This is a genomic window from Campylobacter sp. US42a (assembly GCF_004379055.1).
Taxonomy (GTDB): domain Bacteria; phylum Campylobacterota; class Campylobacteria; order Campylobacterales; family Campylobacteraceae; genus Campylobacter_D; species Campylobacter_D jejuni.
The window spans coordinates 58,910-76,597 of sequence record NZ_RYYK01000005.1 but is presented as its reverse complement, the minus strand read 5'-3'; the positions used below and the strand labels follow the sequence as shown (position 1 = coordinate 76,597).

General features: G+C 28.7%; 20 protein-coding genes. 7 read left to right on the top strand and 13 right to left on the bottom strand.

Annotated features, from left to right (window positions below; translation table 11 throughout):
- Nucleotides 1-9: 9 nt before the first annotated feature.
- The 4 genes from ELQ10_RS05990 to pheS are packed head-to-tail and all read right to left on the bottom strand — an operon-like array spanning nt 10 to nt 5,426.
- Complete coding sequence (locus ELQ10_RS05990; protein WP_002857098.1) at nt 10-843, bottom strand: 4-hydroxy-3-methylbut-2-enyl diphosphate reductase; 834 nt, start codon at nt 841-843, stop codon at nt 10-12.
- Nucleotides 833-2,119 (bottom strand): 3-phosphoshikimate 1-carboxyvinyltransferase, encoded by a 1,287-nt coding sequence (gene aroA, locus ELQ10_RS05985; protein WP_134250321.1) that lies wholly within the window; start codon nt 2,117-2,119, stop codon nt 833-835. Before aroA ends, ELQ10_RS05990 begins: the two co-directional genes overlap by 11 nt.
- Nucleotides 2,116-4,437, bottom strand: a complete 2,322-nt coding sequence (gene pheT, locus ELQ10_RS05980; protein ID WP_002877346.1) for a phenylalanine--tRNA ligase subunit beta — start codon at nt 4,435-4,437, stop codon at nt 2,116-2,118. The genes aroA and pheT overlap by 4 nt, the downstream gene beginning before the upstream one ends.
- Nucleotides 4,434-5,426 carry a phenylalanine--tRNA ligase subunit alpha gene (gene pheS, locus ELQ10_RS05975; protein ID WP_052834386.1) on the bottom strand — a complete coding sequence of 331 codons (993 nt, stop codon included), beginning with the start codon at nt 5,424-5,426 and terminating at the stop codon, nt 4,434-4,436. The genes pheT and pheS overlap by 4 nt, the downstream gene beginning before the upstream one ends.
- A gap of 122 nt (nt 5,427-5,548) precedes the next feature.
- Here pheS and ELQ10_RS05970 point away from each other — a divergent pair, with 122 nt between their 5' ends.
- Nucleotides 5,549-5,914 carry a histidine triad nucleotide-binding protein gene (locus ELQ10_RS05970; protein WP_086032152.1) on the top strand — a complete coding sequence of 122 codons (366 nt, stop codon included), beginning with the start codon at nt 5,549-5,551 and terminating at the stop codon, nt 5,912-5,914.
- Nucleotides 5,915-5,943: 29 nt separating this feature from the next.
- Here the strand turns inward: ELQ10_RS05970 and ELQ10_RS05965 are convergent, their stop codons facing one another.
- Together ELQ10_RS05965 and ELQ10_RS05960 are read right to left on the bottom strand one after the other, a co-directional pair.
- Nucleotides 5,944-6,513, bottom strand: coding sequence for a DJ-1 family glyoxalase III (locus tag ELQ10_RS05965; protein ID WP_002869165.1), 570 nt, complete (start codon nt 6,511-6,513; stop codon nt 5,944-5,946).
- Nucleotides 6,506-6,685, bottom strand: a complete 180-nt coding sequence (locus tag ELQ10_RS05960) for a hypothetical protein (RefSeq protein ID WP_011812746.1) — start codon at nt 6,683-6,685, stop codon at nt 6,506-6,508. Before ELQ10_RS05960 ends, ELQ10_RS05965 begins: the two co-directional genes overlap by 8 nt.
- An 82-nt stretch (nt 6,686-6,767) precedes the next feature.
- Here ELQ10_RS05960 and ELQ10_RS05955 point away from each other — a divergent pair, with 82 nt between their 5' ends.
- Together ELQ10_RS05955 and ELQ10_RS05950 are read left to right on the top strand one after the other, a co-directional pair.
- Entirely contained in the window at nt 6,768-7,511 is a 744-nt protein-coding gene (locus ELQ10_RS05955) for an amino acid ABC transporter permease (RefSeq protein WP_086032153.1), read from the top strand.
- Nucleotides 7,504-8,232, top strand: a complete 729-nt coding sequence (locus ELQ10_RS05950) for an amino acid ABC transporter ATP-binding protein (RefSeq protein WP_002921723.1) — start codon at nt 7,504-7,506, stop codon at nt 8,230-8,232. Before ELQ10_RS05955 ends, ELQ10_RS05950 begins: the two co-directional genes overlap by 8 nt.
- A 27-nt stretch (nt 8,233-8,259) precedes the next feature.
- On the opposite strand, the gene ELQ10_RS05945 is transcribed toward ELQ10_RS05950, so the two are convergent.
- The 4 genes from ELQ10_RS05945 to ELQ10_RS05930 form a co-directional block, all read right to left on the bottom strand.
- Nucleotides 8,260-9,726: a sodium:alanine symporter family protein gene (locus tag ELQ10_RS05945; RefSeq protein ID WP_002865337.1), complete on the bottom strand. Its 1,467-nt coding sequence runs from the start codon at nt 9,724-9,726 to the stop codon at nt 8,260-8,262.
- Between the two features lie 103 nt (nt 9,727-9,829).
- Nucleotides 9,830-10,297, bottom strand: a complete 468-nt coding sequence (locus ELQ10_RS05940; protein WP_002883252.1) for a tRNA (cytidine(34)-2'-O)-methyltransferase — start codon at nt 10,295-10,297, stop codon at nt 9,830-9,832.
- Nucleotides 10,298-10,299: 2 nt separating this feature from the next.
- Nucleotides 10,300-11,286, bottom strand: coding sequence for an alanine racemase (locus tag ELQ10_RS05935; RefSeq protein ID WP_134250320.1), 987 nt, complete (start codon nt 11,284-11,286; stop codon nt 10,300-10,302).
- Nucleotides 11,287-12,264, bottom strand: coding sequence for a murein L,D-transpeptidase family protein (locus ELQ10_RS05930; protein WP_002856863.1), 978 nt, complete (start codon nt 12,262-12,264; stop codon nt 11,287-11,289).
- Between the two features lie 156 nt (nt 12,265-12,420).
- On the opposite strand from ELQ10_RS05930, the gene ELQ10_RS05925 reads away from it, so the two are divergent.
- The 4 genes from ELQ10_RS05925 (at nt 12,421) to ELQ10_RS05910 (ending at nt 14,409) form a co-directional block, all read left to right on the top strand.
- Nucleotides 12,421-12,891 carry a hypothetical protein gene (locus ELQ10_RS05925; RefSeq protein WP_002867455.1) on the top strand — a complete coding sequence of 157 codons (471 nt, stop codon included), beginning with the start codon at nt 12,421-12,423 and terminating at the stop codon, nt 12,889-12,891.
- Between the two features lie 85 nt (nt 12,892-12,976).
- On the top strand, nt 12,977-13,396 hold the full coding sequence (locus ELQ10_RS05920; protein ID WP_002856967.1) for a copper chaperone PCu(A)C: 420 nt from the start codon (nt 12,977-12,979) through the stop codon (nt 13,394-13,396).
- A 3-nt stretch (nt 13,397-13,399) separates the two neighbouring features.
- Nucleotides 13,400-13,852, top strand: coding sequence for a hypothetical protein (locus ELQ10_RS05915; RefSeq protein WP_002865908.1), 453 nt, complete (start codon nt 13,400-13,402; stop codon nt 13,850-13,852).
- Entirely contained in the window at nt 13,849-14,409 is a 561-nt protein-coding gene (locus tag ELQ10_RS05910; RefSeq protein WP_002859560.1) for an SCO family protein, read from the top strand. Before ELQ10_RS05915 ends, ELQ10_RS05910 begins: the two co-directional genes overlap by 4 nt.
- Before the next feature lie 6 nt (nt 14,410-14,415).
- On the opposite strand, the gene cysM is transcribed toward ELQ10_RS05910, so the two are convergent.
- From cysM to ciaB, 3 genes are all read right to left on the bottom strand, one after another.
- Complete coding sequence (gene cysM / locus ELQ10_RS05905; RefSeq protein WP_100625834.1) at nt 14,416-15,315, bottom strand: cysteine synthase B; 900 nt, start codon at nt 15,313-15,315, stop codon at nt 14,416-14,418.
- Nucleotides 15,316-15,442: 127 nt separating this feature from the next.
- On the bottom strand, nt 15,443-15,739 hold the full coding sequence (locus ELQ10_RS05900; RefSeq protein ID WP_002859562.1) for an HU family DNA-binding protein: 297 nt from the start codon (nt 15,737-15,739) through the stop codon (nt 15,443-15,445).
- 101 nt (nt 15,740-15,840) lie between these two features.
- Nucleotides 15,841-17,673, bottom strand: a complete 1,833-nt coding sequence (gene ciaB / locus ELQ10_RS05895) for an invasion protein CiaB (RefSeq protein ID WP_134250319.1) — start codon at nt 17,671-17,673, stop codon at nt 15,841-15,843.
- Between the last annotated feature and the right edge of the window lie 15 nt (nt 17,674-17,688).

Below are 17,688 nucleotides of genomic sequence, written 5' to 3'. Positions count from 1 at the left end.
AAACATTTTTTAATTAATCTTAAAATTTTCTATTTTGGCGATAACTTTTTGTATGATCCAATCAGGAGTACTAGCACCTGCACTAATGCCACAATGTTTTTTATCCAAAAACCATTCTTTTTTTAACTCTTCTTCGGTTTCAATTAGATAGCTATCTTCACAATTGGTTTTTGCAATCAAAAAAAGTTGTTTTGTATTGGCTGAGTTTTTACCCCCTACAACAACCATAACATCACTTTTAAGCGAGAGTTCTTTAATGGCATCTTGATTTTTAAAGGTTGCATCACATATAGTATTAAAAACCCTTACTTCTTTGGTTTTAAGTATTAAAAAATTTACTATCTCCATAAAATGCTCAGGCTTCTTAGTTGTTTGGCTTACCACAGCTATTTTATTAGGAAGTTTTATATTTTGAAGTTCTTTTTTATCCAAAACCACATAAGCTTTTGTACTTACATAACTTTTTACTCCTTTAACTTCGGGATGATTTTCATCTCCAAAAATAACAACTTCATAACCCTCCTTGCTCATTTGCTCGCAAATTTGTTGTGGTTTTGTAACAAAAGGACAAGTGGCATCAAAAATTTCTATATCTTTTTTTCTCAATTCTTCTAAATCTTGCTTTGTAATACCATGAGTTCTTATAATAGCCTTTTTTTCATTGCTTAAAGCTTGTATATTTTCCAAAGTTTTGACATTAAAATTTTTTTGCAAACGAGAAATTTCTTCGTTATTATGAATAAGAGGGCCTATAGTTGCGGCATCTTTTATTTGTTCTGCTTTTTTAATAGCTCTTTTAACACCAAAACAAAAACCATAGTTTTTTGCTAATTCAATAATCAATCCTAGCTCCTAAATTTGATAAAATCTCTATAAAATTTGGAAAAGAAGTTTTTATACAATCACTATCATCAATCTCAATTCCACAAAGCAAACCTAAAATAGCAAAACTCATAGCAATACGGTGATCTCCATAGCTTTTAATTTTTGAAGATTTTAGTTCGCATCCACCTTCTATTTCAAAACCATCATCAAGTTCTCTAGCTTTAACACCACAAAGCTTTAGATTTTCAACCATCACAGCAATCCTATCGCTTTCTTTAACGCGTAATTCTTTAGCATTTATTAAACTAGATTTACCCTTAGCCAAAGCAAAAGCTATAGCCAAAGCAGGCGCTTCATCTATCAACCAAGCAATATTATCTTTAACTTCTATGCCATTAAGCTTGCTAGACTCCACCCTGATCTCACCAATAGTTTCAAAATCATTTTGAGTTATTGTCATTTCAAGTTTGGCACCCATTTTTTGCAAAATTTTATACGCCTCTATACGAGTAGGATTAAGTAAAATATTTTTTAAAATAATTTGAGATTTAGGCAAAATAATAGCTGCTAAAGCAAAATAAAAAGCCGAAGAAGGGTCATTAGGAATGATTATATTTTGAGCTTTTAAAGGTTTTTTTAAAGGACTTATTTCAAGACTTAAGCCATCATTGCTAACCCTTATTGGAGCTTTCATAGCCTTTAACATGTTTTCACTATGATTTCGACTAAGAGAAATTTCACTAAAAGTGCATACATTATCAGCTCTAAAAGCAGATAAAATCATAGCTGTTTTAACTTGAGCCGAAGAAATTTCGCTTTTATAGTTAAAAGCTTTTAAATTTTGACCTTCTATGCAAAGTGGAGCTAAATTTGCCTCATCTCTTCCATAAATTCTAGCGCCTATTTGAGCAAGTGGTTTGCTTATTCTTCTCATAGGACGATTGTTTAAATACTTATCTCCACTTAAAACAAAAAAACCAGAAATTCCTGCTAAAAATCCTATCATCAAACGCATAGCAGTTCCTGAATTTCCACAGTCTAAAATACAATTTGGAGATAAAATTTCTTTAGGGGGTATAATTTTGACGCAAGAATCTTTTTGTTCAATTTTAGCTCCAAGATTTTTTATAATTTCAAGAGTGTTTAAAGTATCTTGAGCTAAGAGATAATTTTGAGCCTTATTTTCTTCTTGTGTTAAAAGCGAAAATATAGCAAAACGATGAGATATGCTTTTATCTGCTGCTATATTTTCAAGTATAGCATTTACAGGGGTTTGCAATTTGTAAATTTTCATCTTAAATCAAGACCCAAATTTTTAAGAGTATTTAAAATTTTATCCATACATTCATTGACTTGATTATCCTCTAGAGTTTTATTTATATCCCTAAAAGAAAAACTTATAGTAATGCTATAAAATTCTTTAAGGTTTTCATCACTATAAATATCAACTAAACGAAAATTTTCAAGTATTTCTAAATTCAATTCTTCGATACAATTTTTAATCTGATTGTATTCAAAACCTTTAGGTATTAACACGCTAAGATCTCTAGTGATAGCTGGGAATTTGGAGTAAGGCTTAGCTATCTTAAAATCTTGCCTGATTAAATCTAAATCAAGTTCGCAAATATATGTTTTTGGTAAATCTCTCTCATTTTCTATTTTTAAATGCAAACGGCCTATAAAACCTACTTTAATATCCGATAGGTAAATATCTGCTTGTTCATAAGGGCTTAAAATATTATATTTTGATGATTTTAGTTTAAAATCACCTATAATATTTTTAATGTCTAAAAGAAAATCATAAAATTGCACCGATTCAGGTTTTGCCTTGTTGGAAATTTTAGCTTCTTCTTTTAAGCCAGAATGGATAAATGCGATACGATTTAATTCTTGATTATTAACATTGAAAACAGCCCCTAGTTCAAAAAGTTTAATAATTTTTTTAGAATTTTTTGCATTTAAACTTGCTGCATTTAACAAATGATTTAAAAGGGTTGTTCTTAAAGTATTAAGTTCTGCTGTAATTGGATTAATTAGTTTTAATTTAACAGAGTCAAAACCCAATCTTTTAAGCTCTTCTTCATTATCCAAAACATAATGTAAGCTTTCAAAATAACCACTAGCTACTGCTCTTTTCCTTAAATTCAAAAACTCAATATAATTTTTATATGCAGAATTTAAACGATTTTTTTCTATAAATTCTAAACCCTTAGAAGCAATATTATCAATACCTATAATTCTTACAACTTCCTCGCAAATATCTGATAAATTTTTAATATCAGGACGATGTAAAGGTGCTTTAACATTTATAAGCCCTTCACCTGAAAGTATGAGTTCAAAACCTAATTTTTTCAATATTTTTAATACTTCATCTTTATCAACATTTTGTCCTATTATATCGCCAATACTTTCAATACTTATTGGTATGATTGGTAATTCTTTGTCAGTTAAAATTTGTTGAGAAGAACTATAAATAACAAGATTTGGAATCTGCTCAAAAATACTAAGCAAAAAATCCATTCCTAAATTTAATTTAGGTTCACTTCCCCTAAAACTTCTATAAAGCATTTTTTCATCTTGATCTTTATGATATATTTTAGCATCTGCAATTACCAATGGATCGGTATAATTAGCCTCAATAATAATTATTTTAGAATCATCTTTACATCTACTTTCATTATTTTGGAAAATTCCGCTAAAGCTTAAAAGTTTATCTTTGCAAGATACTTTTGTTTCTCCATGCACTTGCTTGCTTAAATTAATGGTAAATTCTTCATCTTTTTCAGAAAAACTACTTAAATCATAAGCATTAAAAAGAACACCAGTTGAATGTGTTGCATAATTTAATAAATTTTCTATGGAATTTTTTCCCAAACCTTCAATTTGAGCAAGTCTTAAACTAAGTAATAAGTTTGTTTGAATTTCTTCTTTTAACTCTATGGCTCGATAATTATAAAGTCCATTAAGTTCTTTCTCAGCTGCTAAGCGCAAAATTCTACCGATACCTAAAACATTTTCACTTTCTTTGAATGGTTTTGGTTCTTTTAAATTTAAATTTAAAGCTGTAGCCAAATCACGAGCAATACCATAAATACTTAAACAATCACCCCTATTAGGAGTAAGTTCTACTTCTATTAGCTCATCATTAAAAATTTCATAAGTATTTAAAGCTCTCCCAAGTTCTAATTTCCCTATACTCTCATCTAAAAGCATAATTCCTTCATTGATTTTTTCAAAACCCAGTTCTAAACTAGAACAAAGCATACCACAAGAATCCACTCCTCGTAATTTTGCTTCTTTTATTTCCATACCATTTGGCATGATAGCACCTTTAGTTGCAACAGCTACAAATTGTCCTGCATCAACATTCGCAGCACCGCAGACAATTTGCAAGGTTTCACTTCCGATATCAACTTGACAAATGCTTAATTTATCTGAATTTTCATGTTTAATTTTTTCCTTAACATAGCCTACAACAACTTTATCTGGAGCTTTTAAAGCGCCAACCCTATCAACTTCTATACCTATAGAGTTTAAAGTTTTAGCTATTTTATCCGAACTTATTTCTTCAAGTTCTAACCAATCATTCAACCAACTTTTAGTAATTATCATCTAAACTGCTCCAATAATCTCAAATCACCTTCAAATAAAGATCTTAAATCTGGAATTTGATGCAAAAGCATTGCAAAACGCTCTACTCCCAATCCAAAGGCATAACCACTTACATTTTCATAACCAACAAAATTATAAACATTAGGATCAACTATTCCACATCCTAAAACTTCAAGCCAACCTGTATGTTTGCAAACTCTACAACCCTTTCCTTTGCAAAATACACAAGAAATATCAACTTCAGCAGAAGGCTCTGTAAATGGGAAAAAACTTGGACGAAAACGAACTTTCACATCTCCGAACATATAACGCAAAAAATCTTCCAATACACTTTTTAAATTTGCAAAGCTAACCTTTTGCCCTTCTTCCACCACAAGGCCCTCAACTTGATGAAACATAGGAGTATGCGTAATATCAAAATCTCTTCTAAATACAGCACCAGGGGCTATCATCCTAATAGGAGGTTTTTGTGCAAGCATTGTCCGTATTTGCACTGGTGAAGTTTGTGTTCTTAAAAGCCTTTTATCATCAAAATAAAAGGTATCTTGCATATCTCTTGCGGGGTGAGATTTAGGTAAATTTAACGCTTCAAAATTATGAAAGTCATCTTCTATTAAAGGCCCTTTTTCTATGCTAAAATTCAAAGCTATAAAATACTCTATGATTTTATCCATGGTGCTCATAACAGGATGCAAGGCACCTGTTGTAATACTTTCATCAAAATAGTTAAAATTTAAAGCATCTTGTTTCATTCTTTCTTCTAAAGCAAGATTTTCCAAATCTTTAAATTTGGCTAAATAAGCCTCATTAAATATTTCTTTTTGTGCATTTAGTTTAGCAGCAAATTCTTTTTTCGCATCATCTTCTAACTCTTTAAGCTTTGTAAAGCCTTCTGTTAAAATACCTTTTTTTCCAAGAACGGAAATCCTAATGGCTTCCAAATCATTTAAATTCTCACATTTTTGAATCTGTTCTATAAAATTTTGCAATTTTCTTACCTTAAATAAAATATTTCAAGTTCTAATTCTATTAAAAACTATTTTAAATTCAGCATAAAAACCAAACTTTAAAGATATAATTGTATCAAACCAACAATAAAAAAGGATAAATAATGCGAGAAAAAACAATTTTTGAACTCATAGTTGAAGGTAAACTTCCATGCAATAAAGTGCTTGAAAGTGACGATTTTCTAGCATTTCATGATATTGCACCCAAAGCACCTATACATATACTTATAATCCCTAAAAAACATTTTAAAGACTTTCAAGAATTTGATCCTGAACTTATGGCCAAAATGACAAGTTTCATACAAGAATTAGCTGTTCTTTTAGGTGTAGATAAAAGTGGATATCGCTTGGTAACAAACTGTGGAAAAAATAGTGGACAAGAAGTTTTTCATTTGCATTTTCATATGCTTGGAGGTTTTGAACTGCCTAAGGAAAAAACAAAAAAAGAAAATCCTCAAGCTTTATTTTAGTTTAAATGGTAGAAAAACTACCATTTAAACTATTTTGTCAAAGGTAGCAACATTCCCTCATATAATTTTTGATAAATTTCATCACCGCATAACTTTTTAGCTAGCTCTAAACCAAAAAGAATTGCCGTAGCTGGACCTGCTGAAGTTATAACATTTTTATTTACAACTACAGCCTTGTTAACACGATTTCCATTAAGTCCAACTTCACAACTAGGATAGCAAGCAAACTCGCCCTCTAAAACACCTGCTTCATTTAAGACTATAGGAGAAGCACAGATTGCGGCAACAATTTTATTTTTGCTATGAAGTTGTTTAATGATATTTAAAATAACATTTGAATTCTTAAGATTCATCATACCTTCAAAGCCACCCGCCAAAGCAATGGCATCTAAATTTTCTATATCAACATCCTCTATAGAACAATCTGCTTTTATACTAATGCCATTAGCACCTTTTACTAATAACTCACTGTTTAACGAAGCTATAACAACTTCCAAATCTGGATTTAATTCTCTTGCTCGTTTTAAAACATCCGCAATTCCTATAAATTCAGCTTCCTCAAAACCTTGAGCCAATGGAATTAATACTTTTTTACTCATTTTGTTCTCCTTTTTTATATTTTTTAAATCTTTCTTCTCTTTCTTTGTTTTTTTGCATCATTTGACGATTAAAACCTATGACCAAAACAATCATTAAAAACACAAAAATAACTATTAGAATGAAATCTAAAATTTCCATAAATACAACCTTATTTTTGGGAAATTCTAACACATTTTTTTAAATCTTTAGAGAAAATTCAAAGATATTTCTATAAAATCTTTTTTTAAATAATTTCTCTGAAAAGGTTTACAAATTGAATCAGAAAAATATAAGAATTTTTGTTTTTTTTGTTATTATTATTTTATGGGGCTATTTTTCTTTCCCGATAGAAATATTAAAAATTCAAGATCCTAGTGGAGTTGTAAGCTATGGCTATACAGAAAATGCAAAAGCTTATTTAAAAAGTTATCTTATTACGCTTTTATTAACTGCTTGTGCTGTTATTATCGGAGTGATTATTGGTTTTAGCTTAGCTATTTTACGCTTCTCTAAATTTAAAACACTTAATTTTATTATAGATGAATATATAGACATTATACGAGGAACACCGATAATTTTACAATTGATGATTTTTGCTTTTGTAATTTTTACTTTTATAGATAACCTTTATGCAGCCATTCTTGCACTAGGACTTAATAGCTCGGCTTATATAGCAGAAATTGTAAGAAGCGGCATTAATAGTGTAGATAAAGGACAAATGGAAGCTGCAAGAGCAATGGGACTTGATTACAAAACTTCAATGAAAGAAATTATTCTTCCTCAGGCTACTAAAAACATTCTACCTGCATTAGCTAATGAATTTATTTCTTTATTTAAGGAAACTTCTGTTGTAGGATTTATTAGTGTTATTGATATTACCATGCAAAGTCAAAGCTTGCAAGCCGTACTTTACAATCCAAAACCTATTATTTTCACTGGACTTGTTTATTACGTAAGTGTAAAAATTTTTAGTTATTTTGCAAAAAAACTTGAACTTAGGATGAATAAAAATGATTGAAGTTAAAAATTTACAAAAAAAATATGGAGAATTAGAAGTTTTAAAAAATATTAACACTACAATCTCAAAAGGCGATGTAATAGCTATCATAGGTCCAAGTGGAGGCGGAAAAAGTACATTTTTACGCTGCATCAATCGCTTAGAACTAGCTGATAGTGGGGAAATTTTAATCAATAAACAAAACATACTTGATAAAGAAATTGATATTAATAAGATCAGGCAAAAAGTTAGCATGGTGTTTCAGCATTTTAATCTTTTTGCTAATAAAAATGTTATGGAAAATTTATGTTTAACACCCATTAAAACAGGAATTTTAAGTCAAGAAGAAGCCATAAAAAAAGCAAAAATACTTCTTACTAAGGTGGGTTTAGCAGACAAAGAAAATATAATGCCCCATAAGCTCTCTGGCGGACAAAAACAACGCATAGCTATTGCTAGAAGCTTGATGATGAATCCTGATGTTATTTTATTTGATGAGCCTACTTCAGCTCTAGATCCTGAAATGATAGGCGAGGTTCTAAGCATTATGAAAGATGTTGCAAAAGAAGGTTTAACTATGCTTGTAGTAACTCATGAAATGGGCTTTGCTAGAAATGTTGCCAATCGTATATTTTTTATGGATAAAGGAAAAATTGCTGTTGATGCAAGCCCTAAAGAAGTATTTGAAAATCCTAGCAATGAAAGATTGAGAGAATTTTTAAATAAGGTTTTAAATCATTAATTCATAAGCCATTAAGGCTTATGAATTTTAATCCCAACATTCAGCGTTTTTAATTCCAAGTTTGCTAGCGTTAAATTTAGGATCTATACCAGATTTTTGTTGCGTATTAAAATCTTTTAAAACTTTATTTACTATACCACCTAAAAGCAATAAAGATATAATATTTGTCGTTGCCATGAAAGCCATAGTCAAATCAGCCAAATTCCAAGCAAGTTTTAAATTCATTTGCGAGCCTATAAAAATCATAGCTACAGCTGTAATTCTAAACAAATTCATTACAAATTTGGAATTTGTTAAATATTTAACATTAGCTTGAGCATAATAATAATTTCCTATTAAAGAAGTTATTGCAAAAAGAACAATAGCTATAGTAATAAAATGGATTCCAAAGCTACCATAATACTCACGCATAGCTTCTTGAACTAAAGGCATTCCACCATCAATTTTACTTTCTCCAAGTCCTAAATATGCCATAGAAAAAAGAACTAAAAATCCAGAACTTGTACAAACAACAACATCAATTAAAACTGAAAAGGCTTGTATAACACCTTGTTTAGCTGGATGACTTGTCAAAGCTGCTGCAGCTGCATTAGGTGCCGAGCCCATACCTGCTTCATTTGAAAAAAGTCCTCTTTTAATCCCTATAACTAAAGCAGAACCAGCAAAACCACCAAAAATCGCTTTAAAATCAAAAGCACTTTGTAAAATCATATGAACCACAGAAGGAATTTTATCAAAATTCATTAAAACAGCAATCACAGCAAGTAAAACATAAGCTAAAGCCATAAAAGGAACAATTAAAGAACTAATTTTACCTATTTTAGTATGGTGAGAAAAAAACATCCATGCGCCAAAAATAGTTAAAACAATACCAATAATCATTGGCCAAGAGCTTGATGCAAAATCTACAGCAGCATTTGGATTAAACATATCATAATAAACTTTAAAAGACGAAGTCATTGTTTGACTTTGAAGTCCGTTAAATCCATAAGCATAAGTAATAATAAGAATAAAAGCAAAAAAAGCTCCAAAAAAATGTGAGCCTAAGGCTTTTTTTATATAATAAGCTGGCCCACCTTTAAATCCACCTGTATCATCTTTTGATTTGTAAACTTGAGCTAAGGTGCTTTCAGCAAATGCTGAGGCACCACCAAAAAATGCCATAACCCACATCCAAAATAAAGCACCAGCTCCACCTGTAGCCAATGCCAAAGAAATTCCAGCGATATTTCCTATACCAACTCTAGAAGCAGTTGAGATCATCAATGCCTGAAAAGGTGAAATATGTTCTTTAGTGTGTCCTTCGTTTTTTTCTGTAAGAATTTTAAATACAGAACTCAACATACGAAACTGAACAAAGCGAGTTAAAAAACTATAATAAAGCCCACAAACAATAAGTAAAACTACCATAATAATGTCTGTATTTGGGACAATCTTATTAGCTATAATATCAGACGCTTTATTGGCAAAATCTAGCATAATATCTAAATTCATCCAAACTCCTCAAAAAATAATCTAAATTTTACTTTAACATAATTTTTATAAAAAGGACTTTATGATTTTATTTGTTTTAAGTTATTGTGTAAATTTGAAACTTTTAAGAAACAAAATTGCTAAAATTTTGTCTTAAAGCTTCATAAGAGATTATACCAACACTTGTAGCTAAATTTAAGCTTCTTCCATAAGATTTCATAGGTATAGTTATAGCATTTTCCCAATTTAATTGCATTAATTCCATAGGTAAGCCATAACTCTCACTTCCAAAGAACAAGAAATCATTTTTTTGAAATTCTGCATCAAAATAAGCTTTTTGACTCTTAGTTGTTGCGAAAAAAAAGCGATTTTTATAAATAATATTTTCATTTAAAAATTCTTCAAGATTCTCCCAAATAATGGGTTCTAATTTATCCCAGTAATCAAGCCCTGCCCTTCTAACAGCCTTTTGAGAAATATCAAAAACAGTTGGTTTAACGATATGAAGTTTAAAACCAGCATTAAAACACATTCTACCTATACTACCTGTATTTTGCGGTATTCTAGGGTGAACTAAAACTATATTAAACATATTTATACTAGAACTCTTTGAATGTTAGGATTTAATTTTACTAAAATTTCATAGTTAATAGTATGAAAAAAATCAGCCCAAATATCAGCATCTTTAAACACGCAAATTTCCTCACCAGAATTTTCACAAGAAAAACTATCCATTGACATCTTTCCAAGCATTACTTTTCCATTTCCAAGCACCAACTCCCCTTTTCCATTGTAACGGAAAAGACCATCAGCATAACCCAAATCATAAGTTGCTACTTCCATATCCTTTGTAGCAGTAAAAATGCCTCCATATCCTATACTCTGTCCTTTTTGCAAAATCCTTTGACTTAATCTATGAGCATACAAGCTTAAAACTCTTTTTAAATTTGAATCCCCATATCCAAATTGAACAAGCCCAACTCTACAATATTCATCTTCGGGAATTTTCCCTCTAAATAATGCTGCAGAATTATGCGAATGAAATAATAAATTTGAAAAATATTTTTTTACTATCTTTTTAGCTTTTTGAAAATTTTCTTTTTGAACAAAAAAACTTCCATCCATTTCATCTGCACTAGCAAAATGTGTAAACATTCCAGTAAGTTTTAAATCACTACTTTGAATAAGATCTATAGCATGTTCTAAATTTTCTACACAAATTCCATTGCGATGCATGCCTGTATCTATTTTTAGATGTATTTTTATATCTTGCTTGTATTTTTTTACTTGGGAAATATCATTTAAAGCATAAATAAATCGAGAATTTTCATTACCATGAGGACGATGTGATAGTATTAATATATTCTCAAAAAATTCTTCGATTTCTTGAGCTTCTTCTTCACTCTTAACAGCAACAAAAGAAACTCCTAAATTTTTGGCTAATGGAGCTAAAAGCTTAGCTCCATGTCCATATGCATTATCTTTAAAAACGCAAATTAATCTTTGAAAACTCCCTATTTTTTTAGCAATATGTCTTAAATTATATTCATAAGCTTTTTGATCAATTTTTATTAAAGACATTTATTGCTCTGCTAAAATTTTCATTTTACCTTTACTATCTATCTTAACGTATAAAATTTTATCGCCTCTAAACTGATAGTTTTTAGTATAATAATCCTCATAAAATGAAATTCTATACATAGTTTCATTTTCTAAATTCGGATAAGGGCTGATATTAATATCTGAAAATTTAATCTTTTTATCTTCTTTACGAGAAAAAATAGATTTTTTCATGGAAGCAAACTGTTCAAATTTCATTTTATCAAAACGTTTAAATTCTTGCTCATCATAAAAACTTAAATAGGTATTAGTGTCACTATTTGTCCAAGCTAGTTTCCATGTAAAAAGATCAGCTAATAAACTAGCTATTTGATCCTTTTTAGCTCTAATTTTTTCTTTTTCTTCTGTCATAACAAAAACTTTTTTATCTTGTACAACTTGTGCAAATTTCTCCAAATTATTATTAAATAAAGCAATACATCCTCTTGTTTTAAATTCATCAAGTCTAGAACCATCTAAAGGATAGCCATGGATCCAAATACCACCACCTGTTTTTCCTTGTACTTTATCAAGTAAATTTGGATAAGTTGTAGCAAAAGCAAAGGGACCATAATAAGGATCACCTGGATTAAACTTACGGCCTAACTCATAAAAACCTACTGGCGTTTTCAAATCTCCTTCTATTTTTTTATCGCCCATTAATCCAGTTATTATTTCTTTTTGTTCAAAATCTTTTCTTATTTTTCCGTCCTCATAAGAATAAACACGGAGAATTTTATCTGTTTTATTTGTAAGCACGATAGCAACATTATCATCATAGTATCCAAGTGAAATATTTTTATCTCCTATTTCACTTAACCAAAAATCCTTTTGAGTTAATTCTTTTTCAATTGCTACACCAACAGCATCTAATCCTTGATTAAGATAAATTTTAACAAGATCTGAGGCATGCAACATCAATGAAGAAAGTGTAATTAATAAAGCAAGTCGTTTTAACAATGTTTTTCCTTAGGTATTTCAAAATTTTTTAAGTCAAAAATGTTTGTGATTATAATATTTTTTTTCTTAAAAAATATTAATTATATTAACAATGCAGCCTTATTTATGATATAATTTTTATAAATCATAAAGGCTTGTTTTAAAAGGTTGTCTATAATGATAAGAAATTTTTTTATAGGAATGTCTTTTTTAGGCATTTTGTTTTTAGCTTTTTATGCATTATATGATAAAAAGAAAGAAAGTGTATTTAGCTTAAATACATGCCAACCTCTAACTTGTGACTTAAATTTACAAGATTGTGTTTTTTCTTTTAATAAAAAAAATATTGAAGTTTCAGCCTACCCAAAACCTATAAAAATTTTCAATAAAACTACTATAAAAATTAAAAATTTTCCTCATTATTCTAATTTAAAGATTAAAATTTATAGTTTAAATTCCTATATAGGCGATATCATTCCTAAATTTAATATAGTTAATGGTGATATTCTTATAAATTTTATAGGTAGAAGCATTACCGATGATTCTAGATTTAGGGTTGAATTTTTAAACAATAATGCTCCAACTGGTTTTTTCTTTGATTTTGATGTTACTATGCAAAAAAATTTTCAAACAGGTAACACACATTGAAAAATTTTCAAAATTTTATATTCAAATAAAAATATTTTTTGATATAATGAACAAATATTTAATATTATAAAAATAAGGATACAATATGAAAAAAATTCTTCTCTTAGGTGCTCTTTTTGCTGTAAATCTTTGGGCTGTTAATGATATAGAGGTAAAAAATGCCTTTGTAAAACAAACTCCACCTCATGCGCAAAATAGTGCTATTTTTCTTACCATTTTTAATAATACTGATAAGGATATTGCTCTAATAAGTGCCAAAAGCGATATCAGTGAAGTCAGTGAACTGCATACACATATACATAAAGATGGAAAAATGATGATGCAAAAAATTCCTGAAATTATTATAAAAGCTCATTCAAGCACAGAGCTTAAATCAGGAGGTTACCATATAATGCTTTTAAAACTAAAAAAACCTATTATTAAAGACACGAAGGTAAATTTAGATTTAAAATTTAATAATCATAAAATCATAGAGTTAAAAAATATTGATTCTAAAGAATTTTAATTAATGAGAAAAATTATTTTTATCCTAGCTTTTGCTTTTGTTATTGTTATTTTATATATTATTTTTGATTTTTATATAATAAAAGATTCTAAAAAAATAACAAAAGCTGATTTTTCTACCCCATTGACTTGCGATCTTAATGTTAAAGACTGCACATATAGTTTTAATAATAAAGAAGTCTTAATTTCCCTAAATCCCAAACCCTTACAATCTTTAGATGTTACAAATCTAAAGATTGTAAATCTAGGAAATTATAACAACTTAGGAATTAAAATTTATGGATTAAATATGTATATGGGTGAAATTAAACCTAAAATACATCGATTAAATTCAACAGACTATGAAAGTAAAATAGTTCTTGCTGCTTGCGTTTTAGATACTATGCGTTTTAGGGTAGAATTTATGGATAATAATAAACCCATAGGGTTTTATTTTGATTTTGAGCTAAAAAAATGAAAAAAAATATTATTTTGTTTATAGTTATAGTTGCCATTATTTTAGGTGTAATATTTTTTATTAAAAATCATCAAAATTCTTATGATTTTATCTTAAAATCAGACTTAAAAGAGGAAACCACCCTAAAAGATTTTAAAGGAGATAAGCTTATTATCTATTTTGGATACACTTATTGCCCTGATGTTTGTCCAGCAACTCTTAGTTTAGTAGGCAAAGCCTTAAAGCAAATCAATAATCCTAAGGCTCACCTTCTTTTTATTTCTTTAGATCCAAATAGAGATAATAACTTAAGTAATACAAACGAATGGTTGCGATACTTTTATCCAAAAGCAGATGCTTTAATTGCAAAAGATGAAAAAACTCTTCAAAAAATAACAAAACAATATAATGTTCAATATCAAAAAATAGATCTAAATGATTCTTTTATGGGTTATTCTATAGCACATAGCAATATGCTTTATCTTATTGATGAAAAAGGTCATTTTTATAAAGAAATTAGCGATTTAAATCCACAAGAAATTTTAAGAGAACTTAGAATTTTTCTAAATTCTCAATAATTATACTTAAGCAAAAAGATCAGTTGAGAGGTATCTTTCAGCCGTATCGTTTAGCATAGTTAAAATTCTTTTATCTGGAAATTTCTTTGCTAGCATACTTGCGGCAAATACATTTGCTCCACTTGATATACCTACCATTAAACCACTTTTGGCAAGTTCTTTGGCTGTATTTATAGCATCTTCATTACTTACCGTGATCACTTCATCTATAACTTCTTTATTTAAAATAGCAGGTATAAAATTTGCCCCTATTCCTTGTATTTTATGGCTTCCCGCTTCACCTTTGCTAAGCAATGGAGAATTTAGAGGCTCGACTCCAACAATATGCACTTTTTCTAATTTTTCTTTTAGTATTTCCCCAACTCCACTAATAGTACCGCCAGTTCCAAAACCAGCTACAAAAATATCAAGTTCATTATCCAAATCTCTTAAAATTTCTAAAGCCGTATTCTTACGATGCGCATTTTTATTTGAAATATTTTCAAATTGAGAAACCATAAAAGAATTTGGAGTATTTAATAATATTTCATTTGCTTTATCAACCGCTCCTTTCATTCCTAAATTTGCAGGAGTTAATTCTAACCTAGTACCAAAGAGTGTTATCATTTTTCTTCTTTCTAAACTCATAGATTCAGGCATTACAGCAATAAATTTAAGTCCCAAATCTGCACAAATCATAGCCAAAGAAATTCCAGTATTTCCACTAGTTGCTTCAACTATTGTAGTATCTTGATTAATTTTTTTACTATCTAAAGCATCTTTAATCATTTCAAAAGCTGCTCTATCTTTTATAGAATGACTAGGATTTAAAAATTCACATTTAGCAAAAACATTGATACCAAATTTTTTCAAATGTATAATAGGAGTATTTCCTATAAGCTCACTTACTTTTTCATGTACTTTCATAATTTTAATATCCTTTTTTTGTTTAATAATGATAGTTTTATAAAAGTTTAAAAAAATAAAGTAAATAAAAGATACAAAATATCTGAATTAATTAAGAAAGAAGGCTAGAATTTATCTAGCCGAAGTTTTATTTTTTCTTTTTGCCGCTTGCTTTTGCAACAGCTTCTTTAAGGTTTTTACCTACCTTAAATTTTGCAACTCTTGTAGCAGGAACTTTGATTGTTTTTCCTGTGCTTGGTACTCTAGCTTCTCTAGCAGCTCTTTCTTGAGTTGAAAAAGTACCAAAACCAATAAAACTAATGCTATCACCTTTAGCTAAAACATCAGTAATAGTAGAAATAACTGCATCAGTAGCAGTAGTAGCGTCTTTTTTTGTTAGCCCAGCTGTTTGAGCAACTAATGAAATGAAATCTGCTTTAGTCATAAAAGCTCCTTTGTTTTAATTGAAACGCCTAATTTTAGCATATTTAAAAAACAATATCAAGTAAAAAACAGCTTTTTTTAAGTTTTTTTCAAAAAACTTTATTATTTTTTCTTATATCTTTCAAATTCTCCGCTATTATCAATTTCATTGCCAATTTTCTCGTATAAATCATAATAAAATTTAACAAATTCTTTACACTTAGGCATAATAGGAAGAAAAATATTATCTTCAATTTCACAAAATCTACTTAAAAACTCTTTTGCATCAAGTCTTAAAGCATAGTGTTTTGCCAATTCATGATAATTTTTTAAAGTTAGTTCTTTAAATTTTTCATAATGCCCTAAATCAAAATTTATCTTCAAATTATTATTTTCAAAAATCAATACTTCACTTTCAAAAAGCAAACTAAGATGAATAAGTCCTTCTGTATAATAAGGTCTAACTTCATCAACCCTTTGCCAAGAAATAAGTCCAATAGCCCTTTTTATAAGTTCATGAAAAACAGGCATTATCAAGTCATCTTGTTCGTGATAAAAGAAATTTATAAGTCCACCTGTAGTAGCTTTATATTCTTCTATATTTTTAAAAAAACCACTCTGATTCATTGTTTTTTCAGTATCATTAGCAATAAAAAATATATGACCAAATTCATGGCCTATAGTTGATACTTCATAAACCCTTTTCCAAATTTTTTCCTGATAAAATAAAATATTTCTTCCAAAATCTAAAAATTCTTTATCAAAAATCTCGCTAGAAATTTTCATAAAAGGCTTTGTTTTAGCATTTTCATATACAAAATTTATAAAGGCAAATATTTTTTTGCCCGCCTTAGAACTTACAAACTCATCATTTGGAACGACTTGAGCTGAGAATAAACCTTTAAGTTCAGCACCATAAAATATCATCGGAGTGCAAATATAAAGTTGAGTTTTTTCTATATTAGATAAAACTTCTTTTTCTAATTCACAATCTTCAAGTCCTATATTTTTATAAACATGTTCAAAACTTTCCTTAATTTCACTACCAAATTTCAAAACATCAAAATCATTCTCATCTTCTATTCTTATATCCCATTCTAATGCCACCGCATGAGTATAATTATCTTCATAATATTCTAAAGGATGTCCCACTTGTAAAGGTGATTTTACTTTCATCCAAGCAAATTCAGCTTCTTGCCAAGCTTTTATAACTCTATCTTCATCTTTTTCGCAAAACGCTAATTTTAATTTTTCAAAATATTCTATATAAGCTTTTTCCTCTTCGTTGCTAGCAAATATTTTTAGCTGATCAATCATATTTTCAAAAGCAAATTCTAATTTTAAAATTTCATTCTCAAAAAATCTCGCATAAGGAACAAATTTCCATAAATTTCCTATTCTAACTAAAACACCATAGCTTCGCTCACAAATTTCTCCTTCTGAAGTTTTTTGATATAAACGATTTTTACGCAAAAATTCCATTGCATCATCTAAATTTGGAAATTGAGTAGATAAAATTTTATTATTTTTTTCTATAATTTCTTTAGTCCAAGAAATTTCAAAAATATTCATAATTAAACCTATATTATGCACTCCTTGTATTAAGGACTGATAAAAATTATTTAAAAGCTTTTTCTCTTTTATTTCATTAATTAAATTTTGATGTTCTTTTTCATAAAACTTTCTAATCTCTTCATAGAACTTATGTTTTAACTCTATAATCTTATCTTCCTTAAAGTTGTTTTTTTTCCATTCTTGAACTAAATTTTCTTCTTTTAAATCAACCAAACGCCTAAGTATGGCTAGCATAGTTGTTTTATCTTGTTTTAATTCGCTTAAAGAAATCAAAGATCTAAAATACTCGCCCACATCTTCTTTGTCTAAAAACTCATATAACGCATTATTTCTTTCTTTGTATTTTCTAACCAATTTAGCTATTTCTTTAAAATTATTCATACTTTTATTCTCCTT